This window comes from unidentified bacterial endosymbiont, assembly GCF_918320885.1.
GTDB lineage: Bacteria > Pseudomonadota > Gammaproteobacteria > Enterobacterales.
The window spans coordinates 151,347-172,347 of record NZ_OU907312.1 but is presented as its reverse complement, the minus strand read 5'-3'; the positions used below and the strand labels follow the sequence as shown (position 1 = coordinate 172,347).

General features: G+C 49.3%; 15 protein-coding genes and 1 pseudogene. 8 read left to right on the top strand and 8 right to left on the bottom strand.

The features are described 5' to 3' along the window. Positions 1–23 precede the first annotated feature (23 nt). The 3 genes from mscM to ssb form a co-directional block, all read right to left on the bottom strand. Entirely contained in the window at positions 24–3,317 is a 3,294-nt protein-coding gene (mscM, locus tag NL324_RS00815; RefSeq protein ID WP_253305934.1) for a miniconductance mechanosensitive channel MscM, read from the bottom strand. Beyond that, on the bottom strand, positions 3,301–4,152 hold the full coding sequence (gene asd, locus NL324_RS00810) for an archaetidylserine decarboxylase (protein ID WP_253305933.1): 852 nt from the start codon (positions 4,150–4,152) through the stop codon (positions 3,301–3,303). Before asd ends, mscM begins: the two co-directional genes overlap by 17 nt. A 239-nt stretch (positions 4,153–4,391) precedes the next feature. Then, on the bottom strand, positions 4,392–4,895 hold the full coding sequence (ssb, locus tag NL324_RS00805) for a single-stranded DNA-binding protein (protein WP_253307090.1): 504 nt from the start codon (positions 4,893–4,895) through the stop codon (positions 4,392–4,394). Positions 4,896–5,093: 198 nt separating this feature from the next. Between ssb and uvrA the strand changes: the two genes are divergently transcribed. The 8 genes from uvrA to NL324_RS00765 all read left to right on the top strand — a co-directional run bounded on the left by uvrA (position 5,094) and on the right by NL324_RS00765 (position 17,156). Then, positions 5,094–7,928, top strand: a complete 2,835-nt coding sequence (gene uvrA / locus NL324_RS00800; RefSeq protein ID WP_253305932.1) for an excinuclease ABC subunit UvrA — start codon at positions 5,094–5,096, stop codon at positions 7,926–7,928. Between the two features lie 282 nt (positions 7,929–8,210). Next, positions 8,211–10,076, top strand: coding sequence for a RelA/SpoT-related domain-containing protein (locus NL324_RS00795; protein ID WP_253305931.1), 1,866 nt, complete (start codon positions 8,211–8,213; stop codon positions 10,074–10,076). Between the two features lie 7 nt (positions 10,077–10,083). Next, positions 10,084–11,736, top strand: a complete 1,653-nt coding sequence (pyrG, locus tag NL324_RS00790) for a CTP synthase (RefSeq protein ID WP_253305930.1) — start codon at positions 10,084–10,086, stop codon at positions 11,734–11,736. Positions 11,737–11,823: 87 nt separating this feature from the next. Next, positions 11,824–13,128 carry a phosphopyruvate hydratase gene (eno, locus tag NL324_RS00785; RefSeq protein ID WP_253305929.1) on the top strand — a complete coding sequence of 435 codons (1,305 nt, stop codon included), beginning with the start codon at positions 11,824–11,826 and terminating at the stop codon, positions 13,126–13,128. A 139-nt stretch (positions 13,129–13,267) separates the two neighbouring features. Then, positions 13,268–14,659: a replicative DNA helicase gene (gene dnaB / locus NL324_RS00780; protein WP_253307089.1), complete on the top strand. Its 1,392-nt coding sequence runs from the start codon at positions 13,268–13,270 to the stop codon at positions 14,657–14,659. Between the two features lie 286 nt (positions 14,660–14,945). After that, positions 14,946–15,476 carry a hypothetical protein gene (locus NL324_RS00775; RefSeq protein ID WP_253305928.1) on the top strand — a complete coding sequence of 177 codons (531 nt, stop codon included), beginning with the start codon at positions 14,946–14,948 and terminating at the stop codon, positions 15,474–15,476. 100 nt (positions 15,477–15,576) lie between these two features. Continuing rightward, positions 15,577–16,500, top strand: a complete 924-nt coding sequence (locus tag NL324_RS00770; protein ID WP_253305927.1) for an RpiB/LacA/LacB family sugar-phosphate isomerase — start codon at positions 15,577–15,579, stop codon at positions 16,498–16,500. 221 nt (positions 16,501–16,721) lie between these two features. After that, on the top strand, positions 16,722–17,156 hold the full coding sequence (locus NL324_RS00765; RefSeq protein WP_253305926.1) for an HIT family protein: 435 nt from the start codon (positions 16,722–16,724) through the stop codon (positions 17,154–17,156). Here the strand turns inward: NL324_RS00765 and NL324_RS00760 are convergent. The 5 genes and pseudogenes from NL324_RS00760 to NL324_RS00735 form a co-directional block, all read right to left on the bottom strand. Next, positions 17,108–17,692 carry a hypothetical protein gene (locus NL324_RS00760; protein ID WP_253305925.1) on the bottom strand — a complete coding sequence of 195 codons (585 nt, stop codon included), beginning with the start codon at positions 17,690–17,692 and terminating at the stop codon, positions 17,108–17,110. The genes NL324_RS00765 and NL324_RS00760 overlap by 49 nt on opposite strands. 63 nt (positions 17,693–17,755) lie before the next feature. Next, positions 17,756–18,921: pseudogene (locus NL324_RS00755) on the bottom strand (IS3 family transposase). 27 nt (positions 18,922–18,948) lie between these two features. Then, positions 18,949–19,209 (bottom strand): hypothetical protein, encoded by a 261-nt coding sequence (locus tag NL324_RS00745; RefSeq protein ID WP_253305924.1) that lies wholly within the window; start codon positions 19,207–19,209, stop codon positions 18,949–18,951. 2 nt (positions 19,210–19,211) lie between these two features. Beyond that, positions 19,212–20,219, bottom strand: coding sequence for an Ldh family oxidoreductase (locus tag NL324_RS00740; protein WP_253305923.1), 1,008 nt, complete (start codon positions 20,217–20,219; stop codon positions 19,212–19,214). Then, entirely contained in the window at positions 20,189–20,995 is an 807-nt protein-coding gene (locus NL324_RS00735; RefSeq protein ID WP_253305922.1) for an SAM-dependent chlorinase/fluorinase, read from the bottom strand. The genes NL324_RS00740 and NL324_RS00735 overlap by 31 nt, the downstream gene beginning before the upstream one ends. Positions 20,996–21,001 lie beyond the last annotated feature (6 nt).

Here is a 21,001-nt window from a genome sequence, read left to right as displayed (position 1 = left end):
CACATGGTTAAGAGAGACTCTCATCAGCTTTTAACTAGGTTCTTCTGGAAGACAGGTTTGAAACGAACCTCTTGCTCATCAGAAGAGAGTGACTCTACGCGGATTTGGGTTGGTGGATAGGGTAATGTAATATGATATTTTCGATAGAGAAATAGAATCCGTTCATGGAATTCATGGCGTAACGGCATTCGATGCGAGGGCTCCGCAGCGTATAATCTTATCTCAAAAGTTTGTAATCCCTGTTGCAGATCATTCAAATAGATCTCAGGGGGTGGTATATCCAGCAACAGAGTGCATTTCTTAGTGGCTTGTTTGATGATTTTTTTGATAAATTTCGGATCGACATGAGCCGGTGCTGCGATCTGTAATACCAAACGGATAATGGTGTCGGAGAGTGTCCAATTGATAAATTGCTCCACCATAAAACTATGGTTAGGCACAATAATCTCTTTGCGATCCCAATCGGTAATGATGGTCGCCCGGGTATTAATACGGGTGACCGTCCCGTTAAAATCACGAATAGTGACGGTATCGCCAATCCGAATCGGTTTTTCAAATAGCAAAATCAACCCAGAAATAACATTAGCAAACATATCCTTTAAACCAAACCCGAGTCCAAACCCCAATGCGGTCACCACCCACTGTATTTTTGACCAGTCAATGCCTAGCAAATAAATAACCAGTGAGCCTCCAGCTAGGGTTAATAGATATTTGGTGAGGGTGGTAATCGCATAACTAGTCCCATGACTCAGATCTAAGTGCTGTAGCAGCGCTAGCTCTAACAGTGCCGGTAAATTACGGACGAGTTGCATGGTAATCACCATATAGATGATGGCTTCAAGTACCTTCCCCAAGGTGATGGATTGAACACCCTGTAAGGAATTTTCAACCTGCCCTAGCGCTACATTTTCTAGAAAACCAAAAGCGGGATGCGCCTTAGACCACCAAGCAATTAATAACAAAAATGTCGCCATAGCGATTATGGAACGCAATAATTGAAGCGAACGGCTGCTGATAGTATCCAGATCGAGCAATTGCATCTCTAAGTTATGGTCAATTCTGGTTAATTCTTCTTCAATTCGTGCCCGCTGTGCTAACTTGCTCGCGCGACGCTGTTTGGCTCGTTCAAAGGCGATACGACGTCGTTGAATCAGCATCCAACGCCACACCAGGTGATAAATAATTAACAAGGTAAACCAGATGCCCACAGAGCCTGCTAACCGGAATAGCAGCTGTTGTGAAGCAGTCACATAGCCAAAGGTTGAAAAAAGGCTGGCTAGCAGCGGCGTACTGATTAATAAGTTCCAGAGCAGGCGATTAATAAAATTTCGAGCGGAAGCTTTACGACTAAGATAGAAGGTCACGCCAGTTTTTTTAATGCCCACGATGAGCATCAATAAAATAATACAGAGTACTGTAAAAACAGTTCGCCCTAACGTCTCAGCAAATTGGCGATCTTCTAATTGATTAAAGGTCATGATCATGATGATTAAAGGCACCACAACCCAAGCCACTAGAAGATAACCGTGGGCAATCTTGGAGACCCGGCGTTGATCCCAAACAAAATGCTTAATGAACAGTCCTTGAGGATGAGCGAAGTTCATGCAGATCCGGAGTCCCCATACGAGTGGCACGATGGCCAGTATGGCACTCCCTAGGACCTCCATCGACTCCTTTAGGCTATAACCAATAGCAGCAATGAGTAGGGGGAATGGCAGAGCAATACACACCGCCCAAGCGACCGAGGAGGCTGTTAAACTAAAACTATCCTGGGTGACATTGCCAACGCGCAGCGCCGCCTGTTGTAAGAAAGCATGGTGTTTATGACGTGAACTATGCCCTAACAGGACTCCCAAAAGAGCAAACGCTAGTAATCCGATATGATTGCCAGTCAAGGCAGTAAAGCGCCAGTTTGTAATGCATGGCAGCCCTGCTTTGAACAACTGTTGAATATTTTTAGCCACAGTGACTGGGAAGTTTAAATCTACTGGATTAGCATCAGTAGCCCAAAACAGATGCCGAACAATGGTAGCTTGTAGTTTTTTCTGCTCTTGTACCATTTCCAGTTTGGTTTTTTTTAATTCCTTCAACTGTGAAATAACATCCTGACTGCTCGTGATTAAAGTTTCAAGACGCTCATGCTTTTTAGTAGACTCCTTCTGTAATGCTTGAAGTGAAAGGTTGAATAGAGCAGGCTCCTGTTTCTCTCTAAAGAATTCCGTACTCTTCCGCAACTCATTTTCACATTCCATTTGCTGAACATAGGATTGCTCTATTTCGCGACGTACCTTTCGTAGATCAGGAGGCATGACTAGCTTTAAAAACCGTGAACGTAATAGTTTGCTTAATTGCGGATTATTGACCGGTTCTTGCAGCAGCTGATCAATTTCTATGATCTGTTGCCGGACTCGATAAGCCTGGCGGTTTACTGCCAGCTGATCGACCATAATTTTTTGAAGAGATTGTTGTTGTTGGTCAATCTGCCCTGAAAGTTCTCGATTACGCTGCAAGCACTGTTTTAGTTCAGGCTGTGGCACTGCTAAATCAGCCGATGCAATCAATGCTTGCTGATCCCATTCCTGCTGCTGATCCAATAGTAGGTACTGCTGACGGAGGTAGTCCACTTCAAGCTGTGTGACCGCTAACTTTTTTTGGTAATACTGTTCCTGCTCCTGGATATTTTTTTGCTGCGCCTTATAACAATTAACTTTTGCTCGCAGCATTTCAGTTTCTAACTTGGGATTATTAGAGGAGATGACCTCTATTTTTTGCAGCGCTTGAATGGTCTCTGCCAGCACTTTTTGGATTTCAGTCGACTTTTCCGGAATATCGCTTAAACGTTTAGTGGTTTTTCTTACTTTATTGGTAAATTTTTGCAACTGTTTGTTGTAATCCAGCAAAGTATCACTAGCTTGTAACATCTGTCGTTGCCGTTGTACGCTGTTCAAAGCTAGCTGGCTGTGGCTTGGTAGGGTTTGCTGCAGTGACGCCAGTTTACCTTGGAGTTCTGACGAGCGCTGAGGGAATTTATCAAGTTTCCGCTGGTAATCTGCGCGCTCTTTTTCTGCTGCCCGCTGCTGCTCGCGATAATCTTTGATAGCCCTTTGTAGATCAGCGGTATCCAGGGGGCAGCATTTCGTTTTTTGTTCCGCGGGTTGTTCTAGGCTGCCGGCGTTAGAAACCGGTGCTGCCCTGGCAGGCGTTAGTAATAATCCGCAGGACACCCATAACGCTAAAACAAAGAGCGTCACCAGCCTCCAGTGAAAGTTTGGATAGTGCAAAAACCGTGCACAGTTCATCTCATACTCGCTGTGCATAGGATTCACCGAGCTTGATAGTTTGACCACACACCAAATGGCTAGCCAAGGAGAGACGATTAGGGGCAAATAAATTAATGACCGTCGATCCCAGTTTAAAATAGCCCATCTCGCTACCACGTTTTAAAAGAAGAGGTTCTTCCGGTGAATAGACCCACTGGGTTATCGTTCCAGCCCACGAGATCACTTTGCCGGCCCAGATCACGTGAATACTCCCCACGATAGCGGCACCCACTAAAATTTGCGCTACCGGTCCAAAAGCGGTCTCAAAAATAATAATCACCCGTTCATTACGAGCAAATAGATTGGGAACTTGTTGCGTGGTTAATGGACTGACGGAAAAGCGTGCTCCTGGCACATAAATCATCTGCTGCAATACGCCATCACAGGGCATATGAACCCGGTGATAATCACGCGGTGATAGGTAGAGTGTGGCAAATTGACCTCCCTGAAAGGTCTTGACTAATTGGGTATCCCCCGCCAGCAGTTGATCCAGTTGATAATCGTGCCCCTTCGCTTGGACTAAACGACCCTCATCAATGCACCCGAGTTGACTAATCGTGCCATCAACAGGTACCACCAACCCAGCGTCATCACCACTCATCGGCCTAACCTCTGGCCGCAGATGACGGGTAAAAAATTCATTAAAGGTCTTATAACTGCTAGGCTGAGGTAACAGCGCTTCCTGCATATCAACCCGGTAATAGCGAATAAAAGCTCGGATAAGCCATTGCGTGAATAACCCAGCCCGGCACTCGGCCAGCCAGCCAGCCAGTCGACTGAGGGCATATTTAGGCAATAGGTACTGTAAAGCAAGTTTAAGACCATTGAACACGGGTGATCTCTATATTGGCAGATGGATTTTCGGTGTGTTAGCACCTCTTTGGGTGGTCAACCACCTGAGTTTCAACAACCTGGCCACCCTCACAAGGGCTCTCTTTCATCGCAACGGATGATGATCTAGAGAGAACCCAGGGGTTCGGTTTTCCGAGGCATGATGGCTAGCAACCCTAGCACTACCCTCAGTAGTGCTAGGGTTGCTAGCGGTGCGTAACACCCTCAGTGGTTGTCCTGCTAGAAAGGGATAGTGTCATCAAAATCAATAAAAGGGTCGCTTTCCGGCGGCGCTTCCGCGTTAGAGGATTGTGGCGAAGGTTTTTTTGAGTAGCCACTGGAGGGCTCCTGTGGCGCCTTATCCAGGTTGCTGCTCCCCGCTGCAGCGGGGCTCATAGCGCCACTGCGGCCATCTAACATTTGTAACACGTCCCCTTGGATCTCTGTGGTATAACGCTCCTGCCCCGCTTGATCTTGCCATTTACGCGTTCGTAAGCGACCTTCAAGGTAAACCTTGGCACCCTTACGCAGGTACTCTCCGGCAATTTCTGCTAAACGTCGGTAGAGCACGACACGATGCCACTCCGTCAACTCCTTCTGTTCGCCAGAGGCTTTATCACGCCAACTTTCTGAGGTGGCGAGCCGAAGATTGGCCACCGCCGTTCCATTGGGCATATAGCGTATCTCTGGATCAGATCCCAGGTTGCCAATGAGGATTACTTTATTAACACCACCTCGGGCCACAAAATTCTCCTTGATTGCTTGGTTAGTCACGCTGCTTCTCCACCTATTATAACACAGCTTGCTGATTGCACTCTAGGCTGGCCAAGTCGATCCAGCCGTTACAGCGGCTATGGGCCAATTTTGGTTTAAGGGCCTGGTTAACCCGTGGAATTTTGTATAATACGCGTGGACCCTTATTCAGGTTAAAAGCCCTATCGTATGGACACTATTAAAGTACAAGGCGCACGGACACACAATCTAAAAAATATTGACGTGTCGATCCCGCGCGACAAATTGATCGTTATCACCGGGCTCTCCGGCTCGGGGAAGTCCTCGCTCGCCTTTGATACTCTCTATGCGGAAGGGCAGCGCCGCTATGTAGAGTCGCTCTCGGCCTATGCACGACAGTTCTTATCACGGCTGGAAAAGCCAGAGGTTGACGCTATTGAGGGGTTATCACCGGCGATTGCTATTGAACAAAAAACGCGTTCACACAACCCTCGATCCACAGTGGGAACGATGACGGAGATTTACGACTACTTGCGACTGCTCTTTGCTCGAGTGGGCGAGCCCCGTTGTCCACAGCATGGGACCCCTTTAGCTGCACAAACGGTCAGTCAGATGGTGGATCAGGTGCTGATCCTGCCGCCCCAGCAGCGGCTACTACTGCTGGCACCTATCGTGCAGCAGCGAAAGGGCGATCAGAGCAAAGTGTTAGCTGATTTGACTCGTCAGGGCTATACCCGAGTTCGAATCGATGGAACGCTCTATGAGCTCTCTGATCTCCCGCCACTGTTGCCGACACAAAAACATACGCTTGAGGTGGTGGTCGATCGGTTTAAAGTCCACCCTGATCTGGCGCCTCGATTAGCAGAGTCCTTTGAAATGGCGCTGGGGTTGTCCGGCGGCACGGCTCTGATTGTGGATATGGATAATCAACAAGCACCTTCCTTGCTATTTTCGGCACAGTTTAGCTGTCCATCCTGCGGGTATAACGTCAGTAAAATGGAGCCGCGGCTATTTTCATTTAATAATCCAGCGGGGGCTTGTTCACAGTGTGATGGACTGGGCGTTCAGCAATTTTTTGATCCCGATCAAGTGGTCAAAAACCCCGAGTTATCCCTAGCTGGAGGGGCCATTCGGGGGTGGGATCGACGTAATTACTTCTATTTTCAACTGTTGACCCGGTTGGCGGAGCACTATCAGTTTGATATGACCGCACCCTTTAATAGCCTGCCTCCGGCTATCGTACAGCTGATACTCTACGGATCTAAGGCTGTTGGGGGGAACCAGATAGTCCCCAAACCGTCGACCGGGAAAACGGCGAAACCGCTCTCTTTCGAGGGGGTATTACCGACCATGGAGCGTCGCTATCAAGAGACCGAGTCGCTGGCGGTCCGTGAAAACTTGGTGCAGTACCTTAGCCAGCGATCCTGCCCAGCGTGTCAAGGGACCCGGTTGCGTGAAGCCGCCCGTCACGTCTATCTAGGTGAAATGACCTTGCCGCAGATGGTGCAGATGAGTATTGGCGAGACTTTACACTGCTTCGAACACCTCTCTTTATCGGGACAACGGGCTGAGATTGCGAGCAAAATCTTGAAGACTGTGTGTGATCGACTGCATTTTCTAGTGCAGGTTGGCCTGGACTATTTAACGCTGGCTCGGGCGGCGGATACGCTCTCTGGCGGCGAAACGCAGCGTATTCGGCTGGCTAGCCAAATCGGTGCTGGTCTGGTGGGCGTCATGTACGTGCTGGATGAGCCCTCCATTGGGCTTCATCAGCGGGATAACGCGCGTTTACTGGAAGCGCTGTTCCATCTGCGGGATTTGGGCAATACGGTGATTGTGGTGGAGCATGATGAAGAGGCTATCCGAGCAGCCGATCATATTATTGATATGGGTCCAGGCGCTGGTCTATACGGGGGAGAGCTGGTGGCACAAGGGAGCCTTAGTGAGATCCTGGCAGCCCCACACTCCTTGACCGGGCAGTTCCTCTCGGGCCAGCGGACTATCTCGATTCCACAGCAGCGGCGGGTTGCCGATCCCCAGAAAGTGATTACCTTATCCGGGGCCAGCGGCCATAACCTACAAACGGTGACCTTGATCCTGCCGATTGGGCTCTTCACCTGTATTACTGGGGTCTCTGGCTCTGGAAAATCGACGTTAATTAACCAGACGCTGCTCCGCTTAGTGCAGCAGCAGCTGAATCAAACGGGTGGTGGTGGAGAACCACCCGCACCTTATCAGTCGATTGAGGGGCTACAGCACCTTGATAAAGTGATTGCGATTGATCAAAGTCCGATTGGCCGTACTCCGCGCTCCAACCCGGCAACCTACACCGGTTTATTAACACCTATTCGTGAGCTGTTTGCTGGGGTGCCAGAAGCGCGGGTCCGTGGCTATCTGCCGGCGCGCTTTAGCTTCAATCTACGAGGGGGTCGTTGTGAAGCCTGTCAAGGGGAGGGGGAGATCAAAGTCGCGATGCACTTTCTACCCGATATCTATGTGACTTGCGATCACTGTCAAGGAACCCGCTATAATCGTGAGACCCTAGAGATCAAATATAAAAACCAGACGATTCATCAGGTGCTGCAGATGAGTGTCTCCCAGGCCTACGACTTTTTTGACGCGGTCCCGGTATTGGCGCGTAAATTACAGACCCTCATCGAGGTGGGGCTCTCCTATGTGCAGTTAGGACAAGCAGCGACGACGCTGTCAGGCGGTGAAGCGCAGCGCATCAAGTTATCCCGTGAGCTGTCGAAACGGGCCACGGGCCAAACGCTCTACATTCTGGACGAGCCGACTACTGGTCTACATTTTGCCGATATTCAGCAGTTATTAGCAGTCCTGCACCAGTTGCGAGATCAAGGCAACACCGTGGTGGTGATTGAGCATAACCTGGATGTGATTAAGACGGCCGATTGGATTGTTGATTTAGGTCCAGAGGGTGGCAGCGGTGGTGGGCGGATCTTGGTGGCGGGCACCCCAGAACAGGTGGCTCAGGATCCCCACTCGCACACTGCCCGCTTTTTAAAGCCCCTGTTAACCGGGTAGTGGGTCATATGACTGATAGTGAAAGTTATCGGTAGAAGCACCGATAACTTTTTCATGAAGTTCTACAGATTTATAGAAACCATAACACATCAGTCAATAGGAGACATCACCCTCAAAAAATGGGCCTATGACCATCAGAATAGTTGGCTTACCCTCAAAGGTGTGCTGATCCTAGGGGGTATTGATTTCTGGCCATGCTATTGGCCGGTGAAACAGTCTATAATGGCTGCACTGAGTCTACCAGGCTAATGACCGATGGGTTCACGAAATGAAGGATACAGGATGGGTGTGCTCCCTCACGATGCACTGACTATTCAAGGGGTATTGGCGGGTGCACACTGGGAAGTGCCGTTAACGATCAGCCATTTACCCACTCGTGTGCAATTAGCCGAAACTTGGCATTACTGTCAGCAGGCTAAAATCGCCCAAAAAGCAGGGGCTACCGCCCTGTTGGTGCGTGGGGTAGCGATGGTGGAACGCTTAACCAGCCTCCTCACAGACAGCGATAGCTTGCACGCCGCTCTCTTGTTCCCCTTGGTGGAGGCTGGAGTCATCAGCCAACCGGCGTTATCCGCCGACTTCTCCCCAGCGATCACCGCATTAATCCAAGGTGTTGCACAGCTGGCGGTGATCGAACCCCTGAATCTCTCGCAGCACCCCCTCACCGCTGTGCAGTGGAGTAAGCGGCGACGCCTGTTACTGGCCACGATCCGTGATGTTCGCTGTGTGATGATTAAACTAGTAGAGCGTATTGTTTATTTGGGAGCGATCAAAGCGCACGATCTCGCGTTGCAACAGTCTGTTGCTAGCGTGTGTCAACAGCTGTATGTGCCCTTGGCCAATTATCTGGGGATTGGCCAGTTAAAGTGGGAATTAGAAGATTGCTCATTGCGCGCTTTGTCGCCGCAGGCTTATCGGTTGCTGGCGTTTCAGTTACAGGCGCGGCGCCACGATCGTGAACAGGAGATCGCCGCCCGCGTCCGTGAACTGCGGGCCTTATTGGAGCACTCAGGGTTCACGGCGCAAATCTCTGGTCGCCCCAAGCATCTTTTCAGTATTTGGCAGAAGTTGCAGAACAAGTCGAAGTCATTTGAACAGCTGTTTGATGTCCGTGCGCTGCGCATCATTGTTGAGGGGGTGTCAGCTTGCTATACGGTCTTAAGCCTGTTGCATGCCCGGTATCGCTCGCTGCCGGAGGAATTTGTTGATTATATCGCGCATCCCAAGCCCAATGGCTACCAATCTATCCATACGGTGCTGCTGGACACACAGGGTGAGCCCATGGAGATCCAAATCCGCACCACCCTGATGCATCAGGCAGCCGAGCTCGGCATGGCAGCGCATTGGCAGTATAAAGCGGGGGCGTTGGCGGCAGGGGAGATAAACGCTCAACAACGTATCCTCTGGTTGCGACGACTGTTAGCATGGGACACTGCCCTGGAAACAGCTAGTCTGCCCCAACCACTGCTAGCCGATCGTTGGATCTATCTATTAACACCGCGGGGTGAGGTGGTAGAGCTGCCGGCGGGTGCCACCCCCTTAGATTTCGCCTATGCTATTCATACCGAAATTGGCCATCGCTGTATTGGCGCTAAAGTGGATGGTCGGATTGTTCCATTGACTTACCGGCTGCAGCTGGGCGAACAGATCACTATCCTCACTCAAAAAGTAGCCCAGGCACGCCGTGATTGGTTAAATCCTCACTATGGTTTTATTACAACTCGCCGGGCTCGTGTTAAGATCCGCGCCTGGTTGGATCAGCAGGATCGCTTGCAGGGCCTTCACGATAACCGAGATCCCCTTAAAAACAGAGCACTACTACGGCCCGCTAACGCAGAGAGGGTTGGATTAAAGGCAGCGGGATCCCTCGTACCGCCAAGGCAGCACAGCGGGTCGGCAGCGCTGTCTACAGCGGCTCAGAGTGGGAAGATCATCAGGGTAGCGGGTGTTGACAATCTTTTGGTGATTTTTGCCCGTTGCTGCCAGCCGACACCTGGTCAGCGGATCAGTGGTTTTATTACGCGGGGTCGGGGGATCTCGATTCACCGAGTAGACTGTCATCGGCTCAGTGACTTGCAGGGCCGCATGCCGGCACGTTTGATCAGCGTGCAGTGGTGCAACGGTATGCTTCATTCAAACACGACTTAGGCGTAGCATGAGAACAAACTATATTTTTGTCACCGGCGGGGTTGTCTCCTCCTTGGGGAAAGGCATTGTCGCTGCTTCTTTGGGATCGATCCTCGAAGCCCGCGGCCTCACAGTGACAATCATCAAAATGGATCCCTATATGAATGTGGATCCAGGGACCATGAGCCCCTCACAACACGGTGAGGTGTTTGTCACGGAAGATGGTGCCGAGACTGATTTGGATTTAGGGCATTATGAGCGCTTTATTCATACCAAAATGAGCCGCCGTAATAATTTTACGGCGGGTCGAATCTATGAGGACGTCCTGCGTGCCGAGCGGCGGGGTGATTATCTGGGGGCCACCATCCAGATCATTCCGCACATTACCAATGCGATTAAACAACGGATCACCGAAGGGTTTGAGGCCTATGATGTGGTCTTAGTGGAAGTGGGCGGCACTGTAGGGGATATTGAATCTCGACCTTTTTTGGAAGCGATTCGTCAACTGGCAGCTGAGATAGGGCGTGAACGGGCGCTGTTTATGCACGTCACGCTGCTTCCCTATTTGGCCACTTCTAGAGAAGTAAAAACCAAACCGACCCAACACTCCGTGAAAGAGCTGTTGTCATTGGGGATCCAACCCGATCTACTGGTTTGCCGCTCGGATCATGCGATTCCCAGTAGTGCACGGGCTAAGATTGCGCTGTTTTGTAATGTGTTACCCAGTGCAGTAGTGGCTTTACCCGATTTGGATTCTATTTATAAAGTACCGATGCTACTACAAGACCAAGGGGTCGATAGCGTGGTCTGTGCACATTTTAACTTAACCTGCCCGGAGGCCAACCTCGAGGATTGGCAACAGGTCGTGGCACAGGAGGTCAATCCTTTAGGGGAAGTCACGGTGGGGATCATCGGTAAATATGTGGAGTTACCAGATGCTTATAAATCGCTGAATGAGGCCTTGAGGCATGGTGGGCTACAACAGCACCGGCGGGTTAACATTCACTATATTAATGCCGAAACGATTGAGCAGCAAGGAGATCACTTATTAACTGCGTTGGATGCTATTTTAGTACCAGGCGGGTTTGGTCCTCGGGGGATGGCTGGTAAAATAATGGCCATCCGTTATGCGCGAGAACAGAGCATTCCTTTTTTGGGGATCTGCTTAGGGCTGCAAGCAGCGGTGATTGAGTACGCGCGCCATGTGGCCGGGCTATCCGGGGCTAACTCTTCTGAATTTGTGGTAGAGGGTCCCTATCCTGTGGTGGCTTTAGCCACCGAATGGCGTGATCCACAGGGTAAATTGGAAGTGCGCGAAGCGACGGCTGATCTGGGTGGAACAATGCGTTTGGGGGCGCAACAGTGTCATCTGCAAGCGGGTAGTTTAGTGCATCGATTGTATGGTCAACAGACTATTTGTGAACGCCATCGGCATCGCTATGAGGTGAACCCTCAGCTATTGCCACGCATTGAAGCAGCTGGTTTACGGGTCACCGGTTGGTCGGTCGATCAAAAATTAGTTGAGATCATTGAGATCCCCACCCACCCGTGGTTTATCGCCTGTCAATTCCATCCAGAATTCACCTCCACCCCCCGGGGTGGACATCCGCTCTTCAGCGGTTTTATTCAAGCAGCGGTGGCTCGGCAACAGCGTCAGCAGGCTTCCAAGCCGTTGCCCTAACTGCTGGGAGCCCCTGGGTGAGCCATCGAGAGGTCGCCAAGGCGGCTGGCTATCGAGTTCATTAGGGTGTTCAACAGAGGAGAGATCATGTCGACCATCGTGAAAGTAATCGGCCGGGAGATTATTGACTCGCGCGGCTATCCGACCGTTGAAGCGGAGATCCACTTAGCAGACGGCTCTATCGGCTTAGCCTCTGTGCCCTCGGGCGCTTCGACTGGATCACGCGAAGCCTTAGAGCTACGTGATGGTGATAATACCCGTTATGGAGGCAAAGGGGTGTTAAAAGCAGTCGCGCATATCAATGGGATCATCGCCAGCGCGCTGCAGGCAAAAGCGGCGAGTGATCAAAGCGGTCTGGATCAAACGCTATTGGCGCTGGATGGCACCGAGAATAAGGCCCACTTAGGGGCTAATGCCGTTTTAGCCGTCTCACTGGCGGCCGCTAAAGCGGCCGCCGCAGCTAAGCGCTGCGCCTTGTACGCCCATATTGCTGATTTGAATGGGACCCCTGGCCACTACTCTATGCCTTTGCCGATGATGAATATCATTAATGGTGGCCAGCATGCGGATAACACAGTGGACATTCAAGAGTTCATGATCCAACCGGTCGGGGCCACCAGCTTTAAAGAGGCGGTACGCATCGGGGCGGAAATTTTTCATCAGTTGGCTCAGGTATTAAAATCCCAAGGTTTGAGCACTACAGTGGGAGACGAAGGGGGCTATGCCCCGAATTTGGCCTCCAATGCGGCAGCATTAGACTGTATTCAGCAAGCAGTTGAACAGGCGGGTTATCAATTAGGGCGCGAGGTGACGTTAGCCTTAGATTGTGCTGCTTCGGAGCTCTATCACCGCGATAGCCACTGCTATGAGTTAGCTGGTGAAGGAAAGCGCTTGAGTGCCGAGGAATTTACCCACTATTTGCAGGCATTAACCCAGCGTTATCCGATCACCTCGATTGAAGATGGGCTGGATGAGTCCGATTGGGAAGGTTTTGCTTACCAGACGAAACGCTTAGGGGGGAGTCACCAGCTGGTCGGCGATGATCTGTTTGTGACCAATACCGCCTTGCTGCAGCAGGGCATTACTCAAGGGGTGGCCAATGCCATTCTCATCAAATTGAATCAAATCGGCACCCTGACAGAGACCTTAGCGGCGATAAAAATGGCTAAAGCTGCGGGGTATGCTACGATCATTTCGCATCGTTCAGGGGAGACTGAAGAGACTTTCATTGCTGACTTAGCGGTAGGCACGGCTGCTGGCCAGATCAAAACCGGCTCCTTGAGTCGTACCGATCGACTGGCCAAATATAACCAGTTACTGCGGATTGAAGAGGCTCTAGGCCCCCGGGCCCGCTTTCGGGGGTTGCAGGAGCTCAGGGGATACCGTGCTTAGGTGAGATAACCGCTCGCTTGGCACCGTGTAGGTCTCAGCACCAGTGCTCACGCTAATTTTGGATGTCCAATAGTCCCTACCCTCCTCGATGGCGATGGAGTGGTGGGAGTCAATCACACTTGACTGGGTAAGTTTTGGAATGGTGGCTAAGGGAGTTCATAAACCAGCACAGTTGGCGGCGATCAAGTTACCGCCACAATCTTTGGAAGCGGAGCAATCCCTGTTAGGGGGATTAATGCTCGATAGTCACTGTTGGGACAGCGTCACTGAACAGGTGTCAGCGACCGATTTTTACAGCCAACCGCATCGACTGATTTTTACCGCCATCGAGAGCTTATTAATGCAATCAAAGCCGGTGGATGTGATTATCCTAGCCGAAGCACTCGAACAGCACCATCAGTTAGAGCGCGTCGGAGGCTTTGCCTATTTAGCGGAGCTCTCTAAAAACACCCCGAGTGTGGCCAATATCCAGGCTTATGCCAGTATTGTGCGCGAGCGCGCGATACTGCGTGAGTTGATCAGCGTTGCCCATGAGATTGCCGATGCCGGCTATGAGCCGCAAGGCCGCCACAGTGGCGAGCTGCTGGATTTTGCCGAGTCCCGAGTGTTTCAGATCGCAGAAACGCGGAGCGGCAAAGAGCAGGGACCGCAAACTATCAATAAAATTCTTGAAGAGACGCTAACACGCATCGAAAAGCTCTATCACAATCCCCAGAATGGGCTGATAGGCCTCTCCACGGGTTTTACTGATTTAGATAAAAAAACCGCAGGATTACAGAACTCTGATCTCATCATTGTCGCTGCCAGGCCCTCCATGGGGAAAACCACCTTTGCTCTCAACATGTGCCAGCAGGTGGCCATGTCGCAATCCAAACCGGTCCTGATTTTTAGCTTAGAGATGCCCGCTGATCAATTGATGATGCGGATGCTCTCTACCCTCTCCAGTATTGATCAAACACGCATTCGGACGGGTCAACTGGATGATGAAGATTGGGCGCGAATCACCAGTAGCATGGGTTTATTGATGGAGAAATGTAACCTCTATATTGATGATTCAGCCAGTTTAACCCCCACTGATCTCCGTGCTCGAGCGCGGCGACTGTTTCGAGAGCAGGGGGGATTAAGTCTGATCATGGTTGACTATTTACAGTTGATGCGTGCGCCAGGGCAGTCTGAAAATCGTACCCAAGAGATTGCTGAAATTTCACGATCCCTGAAAGCCTTAGCTAAGGAGTTACAGGTCCCGGTGATCGCTTTATCCCAGTTAAACCGGAGTCTAGAGCAGCGATCAGAAAAGCGGCCGCTGAACTCGGATTTGCGGGAGTCTGGCTCGATTGAACAGGATGCCGACTTGATCCTATTTATCTACCGGGATGAGGTCTATCATGAGAACAGTCAGCTGAAGGGAATTGCAGAAATCATCATTGGCAAACAGCGTAACGGCCCAATTGGCACCGTACGCCTCACCTTTCAGGGCCACTACTCGCGGTTTGACAACTATGCGGGTGCGCCATTCGAAGCCGATGATTAAGCCTGTTAGTCTTATCCAATATGAAATGAGTCTGAAGGAAGGGTTGCCCATCAACAACTAGGTAATAGGGTCTATCAAGGAGGAGGTCAACCCATGTTGAAACACCATCTTCATGTCGGAGGCCTACTTGCGCTAGGTTCTGAGGGTAGTCGCTGACTATCCGATTAATCGGATAAAAAAGCTACTGCCCTGAAATATGGAAATTTTCTCTTGATCATTGTTTAAACGCGCCTGTCATGACGTTTACTCCAGATCTATATCAAATTATTTATATAAGGAGTGGTTTGTGTTTTGGTTAAATCCATTATATCCAATACCATTTGAAATGGGACGTTACAGCTCCTGTCACGTCAATAAACACTCTGGTGATGGTGATTTTTCTAGTCCTATGGCTGTGCTACGTACTTTCAACTCCGATGCACTCTCTACAGAGTACTCAGAGGAGCAGATTAAAAGTGATGAGAACAATGAACAGCATATTAAATGTTGTCTAGGTGGCTTGAACTGTGGAAGAAATAAAGAATATACAAGATCCGAAGCAATAAAAGAAGTAATGGTAAGCTTAAACTTATCAAGAGAAGCAGCTGATGTATATGTTTTTTCTATAGATAATCCCCCTAGCCCTGCTTTAACTACAGACGAATTTATAGCACTAGAAGCGTATCTGCATGATCATAATGGCCTATTAAACTCTTTTTTAATAGCGGGTGAACACATTCCATTTATAACAGATTGGATAGATAAGAAGCTAATTAAGCAAGTCGTCGATTTAAACAGCGCGATAAAAAAATCCCACCTTCAGGGGATCTCACCTTAAAAGAAGTTAAAAAAAGTAATACATTTAAACATAATAATGCTATAACTATATAAGGTGAATGAGTTGCGATTTTATCTGATAGTAAGATTAGGAAATGGATATGATCTCAAAAATCATTTATGCCAGTGATTCCCACGGGATAGATCTCAAGGATAGCCTGGTAAGAAAAGGGTATGAAGCCAGGTTAGCGATTCAAGATATCGGAATTTTCAAGGGTTCTCCAGTTGATTATATCGATATTTCAAAGCAACTGGCAGAAGCGTTACGTCATCAACCCGATGCCAGGGGGGTCATCATCGGCGGGAGTGGCCAAGGGGTTGCCATTGTACTGAATCGGTTCACACCTATTCGCGCCTGTCACTGTCGCACAGTGGCTGATGCTGTCGAGGTGAGGGGAAAACTCAATGCCAATGTTCTCTGTTTAGGCAGTCAACAAAACTCCTTTGAAGAGTCCTCAGCCATAGTAGAGGCCTTCATCAGCACGCCGTTTACCGGTGGAAAGCATACGATCGGTGTGCAGAAGCTTTCAGCCAGCCCCTCTCATCATGCCAGTCAGGGGGTTAACCTGATCGTACGTGCCATGATTATCCACGACGATCATATTTTGCTGACCACCGCCACGGCGAGTAATCGTGATTTCGCCCCAAACCTCTACTTCCTGCCCGGCGGCCATGTCGATTACAACGAACCTTGCCTAGAGGCGCTTAAACGCGAATTGCTTGAGGAGATGGCTGTCACGATTGAACAGGCAGAATTGAAAGGAGTGCTCGAATGCAGTTGGCATCGCTGTGGTCAGATTTATCACGAACTTAATGCCGTTTATCTTGCTCACCTGAGCGGACTTGATCTTAAGAAACCACCGCCATCCATTGAGTGCTGTCAGACATTCGTTTGGGTTCCTGTCGCCAACCTGCCACAGATCACCCTGCTGCCAGAGACCCTCAAACCACTCATCCGGGATGTGCTCAACGACAGTCAAAACCTAACACTCTATAGCGAAATGAAGAAGCACCCTGCGGATTGACAGCGGCAGATTGTAAACGCGCAACAGGGCCATAGTTGGGCTTTACCTAGGCACTGGTGCTGTTTATCAGCTAGCCAATGGGAGTTTATCTCTGGGTTAGATTGCTTATAAAAAGCATCGCTTTTATAACAATAGCCTGCTCAATTTATTATGCCAATCCAGCCTGTTTGCGGTGGTGACGTAGCCTATCAGATAACATTAACTGATGGATAAGGTGAGAAATGTCGACAGCCAATAAGCATCCATTTTTAGAAATTAAAAGGTATCAGTACTGGACAGTTTTTCTCCATGAGTCTCAATGTTATATCGGACGGGTTTATCTTCTGGCACATGAGAAACCTGATCGTGATTTTTTAGGCATTGAAGGTGAGGAACGGGAGGAGTTCTTCCAGATCGGCCGCTCTATTAAACAGGCGCTTTCCGCATTATTTCGACCCGATCGAATTAATTACGCTATGCTCAGCAATACATTTGAAAAATTGCATGTGCACCTCATTCCAAGATATCAAACCCCACGTTTTTTTCATGGAATAGAGTTTGTGGATGCACGTTGGGGGCAAAACTATGCCCCCTATGACAAGTCGTTTATAATCCCCCAGGCGTTATGCTACGCCATTAGAGATGCACTTTGTGAGGCGCTCTCTGTCGTTAACTGAGTCACATGAGTCACTAGGAGATCATAGGCAGTGGAGAGCGTATTCAATAGGACCTCATAGGCTGCTAGCAAGCTGTCTACTTTTTCCTCCTGTTCTAGAAAAATTTTCTTGAATGTCAGTAGCTTTATTGGAAAATCCCCATCGATTGAGGGGAAATTCTCCCTAAAGGCAGAGATAGGAATCTCCTCGCCCACATATCCAGACATCAGGAACAGTGCATCCCGGAAAAAATGTTTTGTGCGTTTTAACAAATGTGGGAAAAAAACCTTCATCTCACCCGGTGATGATAGGTTTAATTGCAAACCACGGTTGCGTAGCTCATGAATTAGGTAGGCACAGTGCGAGAAGCTATCGACCTGCAGTGGAGCAATCAATGCAGGAGGGTCCCATTGGAAATGGCGCCCGAAGATAGAACTGGCTTTTTCAAGGAGAAAATTATAAGCAAGCGGTTTTATTCCATGGTGGTGGTATGGGTGGTAGTAATCTATCCTACTCACCGTAGTGATGGATAACTTGTAGGGGAACTCCCCTTTCATCTCCTGGTACAAGGCACGAACTTTGATCTTGCCACCTTTTTTTAGACACAGAGAAGAGAAACCTTAAGCGACCTGGGATAACCAATTTTTTTCAAAATTTACAGGAGACAGATAGCCTAGCGTTGAGTGCCGTCTCTGTCGGTTATAAAACACTTCTACGTATTCAAAAATGCTCAATTTGGCTTGTTCTCTGCTCTCAAAACGTTCAAAGTGGGTGTGCTCTGTTTTTAAGGTATGGAAAAAACTCTCTGCTACTGCATTGTCATAACAATTGCCCGTACTACTCATGCTAAGCGTTATCTGGTGATGCGCCGATACAGCCTTGAATCCTTTGCTGGTATACTGGCTGCCTCGGTCGGAGTGGTGGATGAGACCTGCAGCAGGCTTCCTCCGTGTTATTGCCTGGCGTAATGCTGCGGCTACTAACTCGGTGGTCATGTGAGCTTGCATATCCATCCCCACGATACTACGAGAGAACAGGTCCAGTACGATAGCAACATACAACCATCCCTCTTGGGTCGGAATATAGGTAATATCTGCTGCCCAGTATTGATCAGGGCGAGTGGCTGTGAACTTCTGCTTGAGTAAATTAGGCGCCACTGCGGCCTTTGGATCGACTATTGTGGTTACCTTAAATCGTTTTTTCATCTTAGCCGCAATATGGGCTGCTTTCATTAGCCGACAAACCCGTTTGCGTGAACAGCGCTCACCTCTAGCTCGTAACTCAGCATGGATACGTGGGCTACCGTAAATTTGGTTGCTTATGGTATAAACCTCTTTAATTTCAGATATTAAACGCTCATCCTCACAATAGCGCTTGGATGGCTCAGCCTTGATAAACTGATAATAGCCACTGCGGGATACACCTAACACGTTGGACATCCTCTCTACGCTGAATTCCCCAGCATGCTTTTGCATAAACTGGTATTTTACTTGCGGGCCACTGAGAAGATGCCCAAGGCTTTTTTTAGGATATCCCTCTCTTCGCGTGCTATCGCCAATTCTTTCCGCAATTGACTGAGCTCAGCATCAGACGCTTTCAGGTATCCTTTGCCCGGGAAAGCCTCTGCACCATCCTTGTTATGCTGATGGACCCACCCTGCCAATGTACTCTTGGGAACTCCCAATTCCTCGCTCAATTGACAGAGCGTTTTACCAGTGCTGTGATACAGCTTTACCGCATTCAGCTTGAATTCCTTATCATAGCTCCTTGATTCCCCTTGATTCATAACTTCACCTCAAAAAGTAACAAAAAATTATACGCTTTGTTCCTCTTCGTTGTGTCCGTTAAAGGGTAGCAAGATCACTTGGTTAAAGGCTGTGACGTCAACCCTATCCAGGATGACGCTTAGGTCAAAATCGGACCAGTTCTTTGTCAGGATAGCTTCACTGTTTGCGCCCGTCCCGCGCACGAGCAGATCATGAACCCCTTTGATACGCTTCCCTTGCTGAATAAATGTACTGAGTGCTTTATCAAAACAGTTCGTTAGCGCTGCCTCTGTAGTCTTTATCGCCATGACTAAACCTCTAGAGCCTGAGCCAGTAGGGGTGAGATTTTAATTTTATGTTGAGCGCTATCTCTCTGGTGTCGAGCCCCTGGGATCCTAAATTCAACATTTTGTTGGGTTATAAAGGAGCTCAACTGACCCATCTCTTGGATAAAAAGTGATGGGCAGGTGAATGTTTCAACATGGAATGCGAAGAAAAGATCCCCTTTATTGGGGGAGGAGTCCATGTAGCGCGTACCTTTAACTGCTGGGTTGATGACCCCCCCGATTAAAGGTCCTGCCAGAACACTCACTAGCAGTGAGATGAGACTTCCCTTGATATCACCATCCAGGGTTTGTAGCCCCCCGGCAAGCGCCTCACTGGGATCGTTGGTTCCAACGCCCTGCCGATCAACAGCCCATCCTGAGGGGAGAGAGAGCCCTTTTTGCTGGTAGTCGCAAATTTTGCCTCTTGAGACCTTTGAAGTCGCAAAATCCGCTGTGATAGGGAAAGGAGTCTGTGGGATGGAGTAGGAGATTGGATTGGTTCCGAATGTCTTTCTCTGGCCACCCTTGACCACGACCGCAGGGGAAGAGGTCGACAGCGTAAGCCCGACACAGCCCTGGGAACTGGCGATCTCACTATAGTAGGCTAGGGCACCGAGATGGGAGCCATTGATGACGCCGACGACACCGATTCCTCCATGGATAGCTTTCTGTACCGCGAGCTCCATGGCTCTTTTGCCTTGAGGTGGCCCTAGACCGCAACGGGCGTCGATAATCGCGACAGCGGAAGTCTCTCGCACAACAGTGGCTTCGGCAGCTGGGGAGATGGTTCCACGCTGGAGTCCTTCCAAGATGTGAAGCAGCCGCTCAACGCCATGAAGAGCGTATCCCCTTGCACTGCCTTCTATGAGGATCTCTGCGGTAGCCTCCGCTGCTTGCGCTTTGACCCCTGCACGAATTAATGTTGCAGAGATCCGCTGGGTTAGAAGATCCCGAGGGATCTCTAAGTCCTGCTGGGGATAACTGGTGTCCATCTCAATAGGTCTCCCTCTGTTATACCTAACTCTTGAGCAGAATTTTGTGAACGTACTTTCCCTAACTCTGGCAGTCCATCCAGTGAACTGCCTGGGAACAGCACCCACTCGCCATCCTTTTGACGCTTCATTTTTTCTGAATAGATGGCGACAAGATCCTGGCTGCTATTGACCGAGAGATGTAACCGCTGACCCTCTTGAAAATTAAGGGGTGGAGCCTTAATTTTCATAAGACCAAAATTATCCACATGGACCACAGTTCCATCGGCAATGGGCAGAGATTCCATAAAATCTGGAGACATTCTTTGACCCAATTCATCCATCGGTGTCCCCTCAATGAGTTTGACTGCCGTGGGAATTTGCACATATTTTCCACCAAAAGATTTGCCATTAACTCTGCGGCAAGTATTATTTTTATAGATAGCCTGTAATCCAAAATCCTGGATTAGCCAATGGAAATATCCTGAATTATTGCCAACAAACCTAAGGCCCTGTTTGGTGCATCCAAAAATACGTGACGGATTAGTACCCAGCCCGCTAACCACGACGACAAAAAGAGTCTCTTTAGCTGGATAACTATCTGCGAGGAGGCGAATGACAAATGAGGAATTGGTGACGGAAAAATTTTTAACCTTAGCCATAGGCGCTATCTGTAGAGAGCGCATCCTCTTTTCAGAAATCAAATTTTTTAATTCCTGATGCATCTCGTTAAATGCAATATCGATGCAGTCAGTGATAATGACAACCTGTCGTATAGGCTGGTTCTGATCTCCCATAATCGT

Excerpts from the sequence above, each read along its gene's own strand:
- NL324_RS00760 (WP_253305925.1), bottom strand. The coding sequence starts at position 17,692 with ATGAAAGGGGAGTTCCCCTACAAGTTATCCATCACTACGGTGAGTAGG.
- pyrG (WP_253305930.1), top strand. The coding sequence starts at position 10,084 with ATGAGAACAAACTATATTTTTGTCACCGGCGGGGTTGTCTCCTCCTTG.
- NL324_RS00795 (WP_253305931.1), top strand. The coding sequence starts at position 8,211 with ATGGGTGTGCTCCCTCACGATGCACTGACTATTCAAGGGGTATTGGCG.
- NL324_RS00745 (WP_253305924.1), bottom strand. The coding sequence starts at position 19,209 with ATGGCGATAAAGACTACAGAGGCAGCGCTAACGAACTGTTTTGATAAA.
- mscM (WP_253305934.1), bottom strand. The coding sequence starts at position 3,317 with ATGCACAGCGAGTATGAGATGAACTGTGCACGGTTTTTGCACTATCCA.
- uvrA (WP_253305932.1), top strand. The coding sequence starts at position 5,094 with ATGGACACTATTAAAGTACAAGGCGCACGGACACACAATCTAAAAAAT.
- eno (WP_253305929.1), top strand. The coding sequence starts at position 11,824 with ATGTCGACCATCGTGAAAGTAATCGGCCGGGAGATTATTGACTCGCGC.
- NL324_RS00770 (WP_253305927.1), top strand. The coding sequence starts at position 15,577 with ATGATCTCAAAAATCATTTATGCCAGTGATTCCCACGGGATAGATCTC.
- dnaB (WP_253307089.1), top strand. The coding sequence starts at position 13,268 with ATGGTGGCTAAGGGAGTTCATAAACCAGCACAGTTGGCGGCGATCAAG.
- NL324_RS00735 (WP_253305922.1), bottom strand. The coding sequence starts at position 20,995 with ATGGGAGATCAGAACCAGCCTATACGACAGGTTGTCATTATCACTGAC.
- NL324_RS00740 (WP_253305923.1), bottom strand. The coding sequence starts at position 20,219 with ATGGACACCAGTTATCCCCAGCAGGACTTAGAGATCCCTCGGGATCTT.
- NL324_RS00765 (WP_253305926.1), top strand. The coding sequence starts at position 16,722 with ATGTCGACAGCCAATAAGCATCCATTTTTAGAAATTAAAAGGTATCAG.